This window comes from Aequorivita marisscotiae, assembly GCF_029814825.1.
GTDB lineage: Bacteria > Bacteroidota > Bacteroidia > Flavobacteriales > Flavobacteriaceae > Aequorivita > Aequorivita marisscotiae.
Genome location: NZ_CP122379.1, coordinates 1,736,049 through 1,748,113, shown reverse-complemented (window position 1 = coordinate 1,748,113; position 12,065 = coordinate 1,736,049). Strand labels below are relative to the sequence as shown.

General features: G+C 37.9%; 12 protein-coding genes. 8 read left to right on the top strand and 4 right to left on the bottom strand.

What is annotated here, in order from left to right:
- Nucleotides 1-17: 17 nt before the first annotated feature.
- Nucleotides 18-260, bottom strand: coding sequence for a hypothetical protein (locus tag QCQ61_RS07980; protein ID WP_279447104.1), 243 nt, complete (start codon nt 258-260; stop codon nt 18-20).
- Nucleotides 261-453: 193 nt separating this feature from the next.
- Nucleotides 454-3,084 carry a valine--tRNA ligase gene (locus QCQ61_RS07975; RefSeq protein WP_279447103.1) on the bottom strand — a complete coding sequence of 877 codons (2,631 nt, stop codon included), beginning with the start codon at nt 3,082-3,084 and terminating at the stop codon, nt 454-456.
- Between the two features lie 128 nt (nt 3,085-3,212).
- On the opposite strand from QCQ61_RS07975, the gene QCQ61_RS07970 reads away from it, so the two are divergent.
- A complete protein-coding gene (locus QCQ61_RS07970; RefSeq protein WP_279447102.1) occupies nt 3,213-3,608 on the top strand; it encodes a DUF1573 domain-containing protein in 396 nt (131 codons plus the stop codon).
- A gap of 60 nt (nt 3,609-3,668) precedes the next feature.
- On the opposite strand, the gene QCQ61_RS07965 is transcribed toward QCQ61_RS07970, so the two are convergent.
- On the bottom strand, nt 3,669-4,997 hold the full coding sequence (locus QCQ61_RS07965) for an aspartyl protease family protein (protein ID WP_279447101.1): 1,329 nt from the start codon (nt 4,995-4,997) through the stop codon (nt 3,669-3,671).
- A 113-nt stretch (nt 4,998-5,110) separates the two neighbouring features.
- Here QCQ61_RS07965 and QCQ61_RS07960 point away from each other — a divergent pair, with 113 nt between their 5' ends.
- Both QCQ61_RS07960 and murB read left to right on the top strand, forming a co-directional pair.
- Nucleotides 5,111-6,301, top strand: a complete 1,191-nt coding sequence (locus QCQ61_RS07960; RefSeq protein WP_279447100.1) for a pyridoxal phosphate-dependent aminotransferase — start codon at nt 5,111-5,113, stop codon at nt 6,299-6,301.
- Nucleotides 6,301-7,314, top strand: a complete 1,014-nt coding sequence (gene murB, locus QCQ61_RS07955) for a UDP-N-acetylmuramate dehydrogenase (protein WP_279447099.1) — start codon at nt 6,301-6,303, stop codon at nt 7,312-7,314. The genes QCQ61_RS07960 and murB overlap by 1 nt, the downstream gene beginning before the upstream one ends.
- On the opposite strand, the gene QCQ61_RS07950 is transcribed toward murB, so the two are convergent.
- On the bottom strand, nt 7,311-7,934 hold the full coding sequence (locus QCQ61_RS07950; RefSeq protein ID WP_279447098.1) for a fasciclin domain-containing protein: 624 nt from the start codon (nt 7,932-7,934) through the stop codon (nt 7,311-7,313). The genes murB and QCQ61_RS07950 overlap by 4 nt on opposite strands.
- Nucleotides 7,935-8,106: 172 nt before the next feature.
- Here QCQ61_RS07950 and QCQ61_RS07945 point away from each other — a divergent pair, with 172 nt between their 5' ends.
- The 5 genes from QCQ61_RS07945 (at nt 8,107) to gap (ending at nt 12,039) form a co-directional block, all read left to right on the top strand.
- On the top strand, nt 8,107-8,331 hold the full coding sequence (locus QCQ61_RS07945) for a membrane or secreted protein (protein WP_279447097.1): 225 nt from the start codon (nt 8,107-8,109) through the stop codon (nt 8,329-8,331).
- Between the two features lie 61 nt (nt 8,332-8,392).
- Nucleotides 8,393-9,487, top strand: a complete 1,095-nt coding sequence (locus tag QCQ61_RS07940) for a glycosyltransferase (RefSeq protein WP_279447096.1) — start codon at nt 8,393-8,395, stop codon at nt 9,485-9,487.
- Nucleotides 9,478-10,041, top strand: coding sequence for an RNA polymerase sigma factor (locus QCQ61_RS07935; protein ID WP_279447095.1), 564 nt, complete (start codon nt 9,478-9,480; stop codon nt 10,039-10,041). Before QCQ61_RS07940 ends, QCQ61_RS07935 begins: the two co-directional genes overlap by 10 nt.
- A 97-nt stretch (nt 10,042-10,138) precedes the next feature.
- Nucleotides 10,139-11,023, top strand: coding sequence for a lipoyl synthase (gene lipA, locus QCQ61_RS07930; RefSeq protein WP_279447094.1), 885 nt, complete (start codon nt 10,139-10,141; stop codon nt 11,021-11,023).
- Nucleotides 11,024-11,040: 17 nt separating this feature from the next.
- A complete protein-coding gene (gap, locus tag QCQ61_RS07925) occupies nt 11,041-12,039 on the top strand; it encodes a type I glyceraldehyde-3-phosphate dehydrogenase (RefSeq protein ID WP_279447093.1) in 999 nt (332 codons plus the stop codon).
- The last annotated feature ends 26 nt before the right edge of the window (nt 12,040-12,065 follow it).

Sequence of the window (12,065 nt, the reverse complement as noted above, 5' to 3'; positions counted from 1 at the left end):
TGGGTCTTGCAAACGGCTTAAGATTGCTGGGCTTTGTTAAATTTAATTTCGTATTCTTCAATTGCGGCAGCAATCTTTTCAACATTTATTGATGCGCGTTCGTGTGCTGCTTCCATTGCTTTTTCAAGATCTTTATCGGGGTGCTGAAACAAATCAGTTATTACGTGGTTAATTTTGTCGATAATACTTTTTTGACTGTTTTTAATATCTTCCAATTTGTGCAGCATTGCCTGCATTTCATTATATTTTGACTGATCCATAATTGTTGGGTTTTTATACAAGTTACGAATATCCAGCCGCATTTTAAAATCAACACAACTCATTTACAGTAATTTATAGGTATTTTAAAACCATAAGATGTAAAAATTTACCGTTCAGATATTTCGATCATTGAATTCAATTATGCGAATTCTACGAAAATACCGGAACGGTAAGATTGTAATTTAGCTCAACCTACTTTAATCCTTCAAGGCTTGATTTTAGGGTTTCAATCTTTGCAAGGGCATCTGCTTCTTTTTGTCTTTCCAGAGCAACAACTTTTTCTGGAGCACCACTTACAAAGCGCTCATTTTTTAATTTTCCTTGAACACTTTTTAAGAAACCTTCGGTGTATTTAAGTTCTTCAGAAAGTTTTGCTATTTCTTCTTCTACATTAATAGCGCCGGCAATAGGTATAAAATATTCGTTGCTCTTTACGCGAAAGGTAAGTGCGCCATCCAGTTTTTCTGAAATATAATTTAATTCCGAAACATTGCCAAGCTTTGCTATTACAGCGTCAAATTCTTTTGAAGCCCCTTCACTATTGAGTACGGATAGTGTAATTGCGTCTTTAAACGAAATATTCTTTTCCTTTCTAATGGTTCTAATTCCTGAGATAACTTCCGAAGCAAATTCAAAATCTCGTATTATCGGTGCATTGAACGAGTTCATTTTTGGCCATTCAGAAATAATTAATGCTTCCTGACTATCGCGTTGTGTGATATGCTGCCAGATTTCTTCAGAAATAAATGGAACAAATGGATGTAAAATTTTTAAATTATCTTCCAACACCGAAATTACTTCCAAATAGGTTTTTGCTGAAATCTTTTCTCCAAACGGCGGTTTTACCATTTCTAAAAGCCATGAGCAGAAATCGTCCCAAACTAATTTATAAGTAGCCATTAAAGCATCGCTGATACGATATTTGCCGTAGTGATCTTCAATTTCGGCAAGTGTTTTCTGGAATTTACTCCGGTACCACTGTAGCGCAATTACATCGCTTTGCGATTGTTCCATTTCTGTGGAAACTTCCCAACCGTCTATTAATCTATACGCGTTCCAGATTTTATTTACAAAACCACTTCCTTGTTTACACAGATCTTCATCGAACATTAAATCGTTGCCCGCGGGGGAGCTTAGCAACATACCCACACGAACGCCGTCTGCGCCGTATTGCTCCATCAACTCAATTGGATCTGGAGAATTACCCAATGATTTGCTCATTTTTCTACGCTGTTTGTCGCGTACAATACCTGTTAAGTAAACATTGGTAAACGGTTTTTCATTTCTGTATTCGTAACCAGCAATTATCATTCGCGCTACCCAGAAAAACAATATTTCGGGAGCGGTAACTAGGTCGTTGGTTGGATAATAGTAGTTTACTTCCTTATTGTCTGGCTCCAAGATTCCGTTAAAAACGGAAATAGGCCAAAGCCAAGACGAGAACCAAGTATCCAAAGCATCGGGATCTTGTGATAAGTGGGTCGCTTTTAATTGATCGTTGCCTGATTTTTCTTGTGCCAATTTCACTGCTTCTTCAATATTTTCGGCAACTACAAAATCTTCTTTCCCATCGCCATAGAAATACGCCGGAATCTGTTGTCCCCACCAAAGCTGACGCGAAATATTCCAGTCGCGTACATTTTCCATCCAGTGACGATAGGTATTCACAAACTTTTCTGGAACTAGGTTTACTTCTTTTTCAAGCACAGCATCTAAAGCAGGTTGTGCAAGTTCCTTCATTTTAAGAAACCATTGGTCGCTTAATTTTGGCTCAATTACGGCACCAGTACGTTCACTGGTTCCAACCTTGTGGAGATGGGTTTCAATTTTTTTAACCACACCCATTTCTTCAAGCTCTTTTACAATTTCCTTTCGAACCACAAAGCGATCCTTCCCTTTGTAGTGTAGACCATTACTGTTTAAAGTACCATCATCGTTAAGTATATCTACAATTTCTAAATTGTGCCTATCGCCCAGCATTTTATCATTTTCGTCATGAGCAGGAGTTACTTTTAAGCAGCCTGTTCCAAATTCTACATCTACATATACGTCTTCAATTATAGGAATTATACGATTACAAACTGGAACGATTGCTTTTTTACCGCGAAGGTGTGCAAAGCGTTCATCATTTGGATTTATACAAATAGCAGTATCGCCCAAAATGGTTTCGGGACGGGTAGTTGCGATGGTTAGAGTTTCGCTGCTACCTTCTATTTTATAATTTAGGTAATAGAGATTACCTTGTTTTTCTTCATAAATAACTTCTTCGTCCGAAAGGGTAGTTTTAGCTTGCGGGTCCCAATTTACCATTCGGAAGCCTCGGTATATATTTCCTTTACGATAAAGATCTACAAACACTTTAACAACAGAGGCAGACATTTCATCATCCATGGTAAATTTGGTGCGTTCCCAATCGCAGGAAGCACCAAGTTTTTTTAACTGCTCGAGGATTATTCCGCCATGTTTATGCGTCCATTCCCAAGCGTGCTCTAAAAATTCTTCTCTGGAAAGAGTTGTTTTATCTATTCCTTCTGCTTTTAATTTTGCAACCACTTTAGCTTCAGTGGCAATAGATGCGTGATCGGTTCCCGGTACCCAGCAAGCATTAAAACCCTGCAAACGGGCACGGCGAATTAGCACATCCTGCAATGTATTGTTTAGCATATGCCCCATATGCAATACGCCCGTTACATTGGGCGGTGGAATTACGATGGTGTATGGCGTTCTTTCGTCAACTTCAGAATGGAAATAGCCATTTTCCATCCAGTAGCTATACCACTTGTTTTCAATCTGTTTTGCATTATATTTTGCTTCTAAAGCCATACTTTGGTCTGGTATTTGTACAGTGAGGTGCAAAAGTAATTATAACTATAGTATAATAAAAGTGAATAAGTTATTTTGCTCGTTCTATAAAAGTTATATACTTTAGCATGTACTAAAAAAACAATATCATGAAAAAATTAGCTCTTATAGCTCTTGTTGCTATTGTAGGTTTTACCACCCAAGCGCAACAAGCAAAAATTAGTTTCAAAGCAGATACGGTAGATTACGGCACAATTGCCAAAGGCAGTGACGGCGTTCGCGTATTTGAGTTCACAAATACTGGAGACGCACCGCTTATTATTAGTGACGTTAAGTCTAGCTGCGGCTGCACCGTTCCTAAAAAACCTAATGGCCCGATAGCACCTGGTGCCAGCAACACTATTGAGGTAAAGTACGATACTAATCGTGTTGGCCCAATTAGAAAAACCATTACAGTTTATTCTAATGCCAGCGAACCTATGGTTGCCTTAAAGATTAAAGGTGAAGTATTGAGCGACTCGGCAAGCGTTTTAGAAAAAAGCTAAATAATTTTACTATTTATAAATTGAATCCGGAGGAAGCAATTGGCTTCCTCCGGATTTTTTTTAGAATACACTTTTAAGAGTAAATTTAAATTTATTGATATATTTTCCTCTTTTAATTTCCACAGCTATTCTACGGCCTACATCGGAAGAGAACAAATCTAATAATTCGTACAATTTGTATTGATAGGAAGGTTTGCCGTTAATAGTTACAATTTCGTCTCCTATTTTAATTCCTGCTAATGCTGCGGGAGAATCTTCACGAACCGCCACCACGACATATTTGGGCACTAACGAAAAGTGAACTTCGGTTGTTACCGAAATACTATTAACCGTTAAACTCTCATTCTGGTTTGCTCTTGCTGTATTCACCCTCGCTTGCCATTCTTCTTTTACGAGTTCCATACCATCGTGCTCCAAAGTTAAGCCACTCATATTATAATTAAATGGCTCCTTAAACTTGCTGTTTTTTTTGAAGCGGACTATTGCATTGGCATAATCAAAAGTTACCGTAAACCTGCTCAAAAAACCACCACCAACACTGCCATCGCGCTCCTCATAACGACGCGCTTTTAAGACTGCATCATTATCTGGAAATGACGTGTTTACTTCTTTTAAATGAAAATCACCAACAGATAGCCCTGGTATCCTCGCGCGCTTTCCATATATATCCCCACTTAATCCCAAACCCAGAAAATCGTTAAAATAATTTTTGGGAGATTCACTTATAAAATCGCGATGATCAAAGATCCACATTACATCACTCGAACCAGAATCTACTAAAAGCGTTACGTCTTCCCGCTTATTTTCAGATTCAATTTGTAATACAATATAAGGTTTGCCTCCCACAAAATTTAAGGGTAAATCTTCACATTTTCTGCAAGATTTCAAGCTGTATTTTTCAGGGTTATAAATGGTTATTACCTGTGTTGAATAATTTATCTTCACAATAAAATTCTGAAAAAAATCATTTCCTAAAATTCCATGTACAGGAATACCCATGCGTGGTGAAAAATTTAAAGTACTATCAAAAATCACGAAGAGTGAATGGCTCGTATCTATGGCATTACCAACCTTTACTTTGTTGTTCAAGCTCTTTAGTGCTTCTACCGCCCCACCCGATCCCAAGCCTTGCAGCATTACAGGCGATGTATTGCGAAGTTGAAGACTATCGGCCTCCTCCAGACTAAATAAAATTGTAGATTTTACACCGGTATCAAGTATAAAAGACAACGGTGTACCGTTAACTTCAATTTGAACTATCGGTAAGTTGTTTACCAATTTAAAGGGAATTCGATTCCTCTTTCTATTATTATTCAACAAAAATCCGCTTTGGGCCGCCAAGGAAGCAGAAAATATCAACAAAAGCCCCACGATTAACGATTTATGCAAATTTTTAAGATTTAAATTGAAAACACTTGAAGATATAAAAAAAAGATGAATGTTGCATTAGGCCCAATGGAATTATAAATATATTTCGCAACTTTGCGACAAAATATTTCACTATGCCTTCAGTTTCAAATAAAGGGAAGCACATGCCGGAATCACCTATCCGCAAGTTGGTACCCTACGCCGAAAAAGCGTACAAAGCAAATAAAACCGTTTATCACTTAAACATTGGTCAGCCCGATATAAAATCGCCCGAAATTGCAATGGAGGCAGTGGCACACCACAATTTGGAGATTCTCGCCTATACGCGCTCTGAAGGTTCACAGGAATACCGTGAAAAAATTGCAAAATATTATCAAAAAAACAACATTCCCGTTGAGGCAAACGATCTAATTGTTACCACCGGTGGAAGCGAAGCACTCCTTTTTGCCATGGGAAGCATTGCCGATGCAGGCGATGAAATAATTATTCCCGAACCATTTTATGCCAACTATAATGGCTTTGCCACAGCATCTGACGTAAATATTGTTCCCGTTATTTCAAAGATTGAAGACAACTTTGCCCTGCCTCCAATTTCAGAATTCGAAAAACTTATTACTCCAAAAACAAAGGCTATTCTTATCTGCAATCCTGGGAATCCCACTGGATATCTGTATTCAAAAGAAGAAATTAAAACACTGGCAGCAATTGTAAAAAAGCACGATTTGTTTTTGGTAGCCGATGAAGTGTATCGTGAGTTTACTTATGATGGCTCTAAACACTACTCTATTTTAGAAGAGGAAAGTTTGGCCGAAAACGGAATAATAATAGATTCCGTTTCAAAAAGATACAGCATGTGTGGCGCCCGAATAGGATGTTTGGTTTCAAAAAACAAACAAGTAATCGCTACGGCCTTAAAATTTGCACAAGCACGTTTAAGCCCCCCAACTTTCGCACAGATTGCCAGTGAAGCAGCGTTACAAACCCCACAAAGTTATTTTGATGAAGTAATTACCGAATACCAAGACAGAAGAAATACATTAGTGGCTGCTTTAAAAGCCATTCCTGGAGTAATCGTGGGCGAACCAAAAGGCGCATTTTATTGTATTGTACAATTGCCCGTAAAGAACAGCGATAAATTTGCACAATGGTTGCTGGAAGAATTTGACGACAATGGCGAAACCATTATGGTTGCACCTGCGGCCGGCTTCTACTCTACCGCTGGCGTGGGTTTAAATCAAGTTAGAATTGCCTATGTTTTAAAAAAAGAAAGCCTCGTTAGAGCAGTAGAAATCTTAAAAATTGCGCTTGAAAAATATAATGATTAATGCGCATTGAAGAAAACAAATCGCTTAAAGAATACAATACATTCGGAATAGCCGCCAATGCACGCTATTTTGTTTCGGTTGAAACTATTGAAGAATTAAAACATGCGCTTTCCAACAAATCGGGGAGAAATTTTTTTATCCTCGGCGGTGGCAGCAATATGCTACTAACTGACCATTTGGACGCCATTGTTCTTCATATAAATTTAAAGGGTATTGAAATTTTAACAGAAACCAAAACCGAAGTTTTTGTTAAAGCCATGGCAGGCGAAAACTGGCACGAATTTGTGCAGTATTGCATAGCAAACAATTTTGGTGGTTTAGAAAATCTTTCGCTCATTCCAGGAAATGTTGGTACAGCGCCAGTCCAAAATATAGGGGCGTACGGCGTAGAGCTGAAAGATACTTTTGTGAGCTGCACAGCGATAGAAATTGAAACGTTAAAGGAAAAGAAGTTTAGCAAAGCCGAATGCGCTTTTGAATACCGAAATTCAATATTTAAAAATGAAGCTAAAGGAAAGTACATTATAACCAGTGTAACTTTTAAACTAACAAAGACTAATCATAACCTTAGTATTTCATATGGCGACATTCAAAAAATTTTAGCCGATAAAAATATTGAAACAGCCACTATAAAAGATATTTCCGATGCCGTAATTTCAATTCGACAATCAAAACTTCCAGACCCGAAAGTTTTGGGCAATAGCGGCAGCTTTTTTAAAAACCCAGTAGTTGACGCCCAAACATTTCAAGACTTTCGAAAAAAATTTCCCGAGGCGCCATTTTATGAAATTTCCCCAACCGAATTTAAAATACCAGCAGGTTGGCTAATTGAAAAAGCTGGATTTAAAGGTCAACGCTTTGGTGATGCGGGTGTGCATAAAAACCAAGCTTTAGTTTTGGTAAATTACGGGACTGCCACCGGAAATGAAATTTGGCAACTTGCCATGGCAATTCAAAAAAAGGTAAAAGAAATGACCGGCATTTTTATTGAGCCAGAAGTAAACGTGTTTTAGTTAACGTTTAACACGCCGTCTATCATAAACACAACCCCATTAGATGCTTCCACACCGTTGCTAACAACAGTGGCTTTGCCCGTTTTTCCATCAGAAATTATAATGGCATCGCCCAATTTTTCGGCTGTCAATGTAGTTCCTGCCAAGGTTTGGAATTTTGCTTTCCCGTTTTTGTCAATAGATTGCAGTAATGTTTCTTTTGTAATTTTTTCCGATACAATATGTCCGTTCAACATTTCTTTCAGCTTTGCTCTATTTCCTGTATTTGAATAAAATAAAGTTCTTTCAGAAGTTAAAGATTCTAAGGCCGTATTTGTGGGCGCAAAAACCGTAAATGGTCCGTTTCCGGTTAATTGGTCTGTCAATTCGGCTGTTACCAGATAACTCGCAAACTTCTTTACTTTCGCTTCGGTCATAATGCGAACCATTACACTTTTCAATTCGGCTATATCCTCTGCTGTTAAATCTTTTTTTGCTGCACGCTTCACAGGAATAGCCGGAGCAACTTTAGAGGGTGGATTGGCTACTGTTACGTCTTCAGACTTCTGCGCCTCGTCTTTGCACGAAACTGTGAGTAAAACAAACAAAAAAATGGACAAAAAAGCAATTGGTTTCAGCATCGTTAAAAAATTTAAAATGAAGGCTAAAAATACTTAAATTCCGAGCACAACACCAAGAAAGATTGTATTTTTGTGGTCTAATTTAAAGTGGTGAAATGCCTTTAGAAAATCACTACCATTCAAAGATTATTTTAAGGCATAACATCGTTCCTTTTATCTAATATTTTAACAGATGAAACTTTTACTTATTACCTTAGTATTATTATTACTCGGAGTTGCTGGAATTGCAATAAAAATTTGGGCCAAAAAAGATGGAAAATTTGCAGGTACCTGCGCTAGCCAAAGTCCATTTTTAAACAAAGAAGGCCAGTCTTGCGGATTTTGCGGAAAATCGCCAGATGAATTTAAAGATTGCAATGAAACGAGCCACCAACTGGAAATGCCTGACACCAAATAAGGCAGCGACTGTAATCGCAAACCGGCTCTCTAAATTCGTCAATCTCCAATCATAAATAGCTATGGTGCTACTTTACGTTTTCGGCGCAGTTGCGTTGATTAACTGTGCTTATTATTTCCTTTTTTCGAAATTTTCATTCTTAAAAACTTCCCCTAAAACCGTTTCGGAACACCCTCCCGTTTCACTAATAATCTGTGCCAAAAACGAAGCTGAAAATCTTCGAAAACACATTCCACTGTGGCAACAACAAGATTATCCAAACTTCGACATAATACTCATTAATGATGCTTCTATAGACGAAAGTTTAGATGTAATGGAAGCTTTTGCCGAAAACGACAATCGAATTCAAATAGTAAACGTAAAAAACAACGAAGCATTTTGGGCCAGCAAAAAATACGCCCTCACTTTGGGTATAAAACGCTCCAAAAACAATCGGTTAGTTTTTAGCGATGCCGATTGTTACCCCGCATCAAACAGCTGGTTAACAATTATGGCCAGTAAATTCTCAGACAAAAAACAATTGGTACTGGGCTATGGCGCCTATGAAAAGCAACCGGGCTTTTTAAACAAAATTATTCGATTTGAAACCCTGATGACAGCGGTGCAATATTTTTCGTATGCAAAGGCTGGAAATCCTTATATGGGCGTAGGCAGAAATCTGGCCTATACAAGCGATCTGTATTATGACACCAAAGGTTTTATGAGCCATATAAAAATTCCTTCAGGCGATGACGACCTTTTTGTGAATGAAGCAGCAACAGCGAAAAATGTTGCACTTTGCACCGAGCCAGAAGCTTTTACATATTCTATTCCGAAGAAGAAAAAGAAGAAATGGACCACACAAAAAAAGAGACATTATTCTACCGCAAAACTATATAAACCAAAACACCGCTTTTTGTTAGCTGTTTATTTTTGCTGCAATTTATTATTTTGGGCATTAGCCATAGCTATACTGCTTACCCAATTTTGGGTTTTTGGACTTGGAATTTTGATTTTTCGGTTGCTAGTTCAATACATCATTATTGGAAAGGCAGCAAAAAAATTAAGAGAACAGGATTTAATTTTGTTGATTCCTTTTTATGAATTGTTTTTGATTGTTACACAATTGAGTATCTTTATTTCCAACAGCGGCGAAAAAAACTCGCGATGGAAATAACCCCGGAAGAAATAATTCACCAATTAGAAAAAGCAAAAAAAGGAAAGCAGAGCGCTTTCAAATTTCTGTTAGATTATTATTGGAATGAAGTGTATGGTTTTCAGCTAAAAAGAGTTCGCAACGAACACGAAGCCGAGGATATCACCATTGAAACTTTTGCTAAAGCTTTCGATAAAATTGAAAGTTTTGACGAAAATTATACGTTTTCCACCTGGTTGGTTACTATTTCAAAAAACATTCAGATAGATCGTACTCGTAAAAAGAACGCTTCTATTTATTCAAATACCACAGATGCATCTAACGAGCATGTTCAACGCATCGCAGACCAAACCCCTACTCCCGAGGACAAGTTAATTCGAGAGCAGAATCTTGCCGAACTCTTACAGTACATAAAACTACTTAAACCGCATTATCAGGACGTAATTAATCTTCGGTATTTTCAAGAAATGAGTTACAACGAAATTTCTGAAACATTAAAAGAACCCCTAAACAACGTAAAAGTAAGGCTGTTAAGGGCACGGAAGCTTCTTGCTGAAATTATCACCCAAAAGTAGTCGCAAAACCCAAAACTAAAAAGCGAAAATTGCATCTAAAAAATGGGGTAATACGTATGGCACTTAGGGCGCTTTTTTTCGTACTTTTGTTACCCTTATGAGCACAAAAACATTGGAAATTCAAAAGCCATCCCCACCTACGGGAGCAAAACCGAAATGGTTACGCGTTAAACTTCCTACCGGAAAAAAATATACCGAACTCCGCAACGTGGTAGATAAGTATAAACTTAACACCATCTGCACCTCTGGCAGCTGCCCGAATATGGGCGAATGTTGGGGCGAGGGCACGGCCACTTTTATGATTTTAGGAAATATTTGCACGCGGTCCTGCGGTTTTTGCGGCGTTAAAACAGGAAGACCCGAAACCGTAGCTTGGGACGAGCCTGAAAAGGTAGCCCGATCTATTAAGCTTATGAATATTAAGCATGCAGTTGTAACTTCAGTAGACCGAGATGATCTAAAGGATATGGGCTCTATTATATGGGCCGAAACCGTAAAAGCAATTCGCCGAATGAATCCAGAAACCACTTTGGAAACCTTAATTCCAGACTTTCAGGGAAATACCCGAAACATTGATAGGATTATAGCGGTAAAACCCGAAGTGATTAGCCATAATATGGAAACGGTTAAACGTTTAACTCGCGAAGTGCGCATACAAGCTAAATACGAACGCAGTCTAGAGGTTCTAAATTATTTAAAACAATCTGGAATGCCGAGAACCAAAAGTGGTATTATGCTTGGCTTGGGCGAGCGGGAAGACGAAGTTCTGCAAACAATGGAAGATTTAAAAAATATAGGACTGGATATTTTAACTATTGGGCAATATTTACAGCCGTCGAAAAAACACCTTCCGGTAAAAGAATTTATTACGCCTGAACAATTTAAAAAATATGAAACCGCAGGATTAGAAATGGGTTTCAGACACGTAGAAAGCGGTGCCTTAGTGCGTTCTTCGTACAAAGCACAAAAGCACCTTACATAATTAGTATTTCAAAAAAAATGAAAAATAAAATTACCGTTGGCATTAATGGTTTTGGCCGTATTGGCCGTAGTGTTTTTAGATTATTAATTAATCACCCTTTAATTGAAGTTGTGGCGGTAAACGATCTGGCCGATACAAAAACACTAAGCCATTTGTTAAAATACGACAGTATTCACGGGGTTTTACAAAAAGATATTTCGTTTACGGCTGAGCAAGTAAATGTTGACGGGAAGAAAGTAAGATTTTCTTCAGAAAAAAGCATTGAATCTATTTCTTGGCCAGATGTAGATGTAGTTATAGAAAGCACGGGTAAGTTTAAAAACAAAAACCAACTTGAGAATCATTTAAAAAATGGCGCAAAAAAGGTAATCCTTTCTGTACCTCCACTAGAAGACGATATCAAAACCGTGGTTTTAGGAGTAAATGACAACATATTGGATCCCGACGATTTAATAATTTCAAATGCATCGTGCACCACTAATAATGCAGCGCCCCTGCTTAAAATAATAAATGAGCTTTGTGGAATTGAGCAAGCTTATATTACCACTGTGCATAGTTATACCACAGATCAGAGCTTGCACGACCAGCCGCATCGCGATTTGCGAAGAGCCCGTGCCGCCGGACAATCTATTGTTCCCACCACAACGGGTGCAGCAAAAGCGCTCACCAAAATATTTCCTGAACTTTCTGATGTAATTGGAGGTTGCGGAATTCGTGTTCCGGTACCCAATGGCTCTCTGACAGACGTAACATTAAATGTAAAAAAAGAAGTTACCATTAAAGAGATAAATGAAGCCTTTAAAAAAGCTTCGGAAAATTCGTTGGCTGGCATACTTCAATATACCGAAGACCCTATTGTTTCAATAGATATTGTGGGCAATCCACATTCCTGTATTTTTGATTCCGAAATGACTTCAGTTATCGGAAAAATGGTAAAAATAATTGGATGGTACGATAACGAAATAGGCTATTCATCAAGAATCGTAGATTTAATTGAAAGAATTTCCTTGAAATAACTATATTTATTCATTACATAAACTAA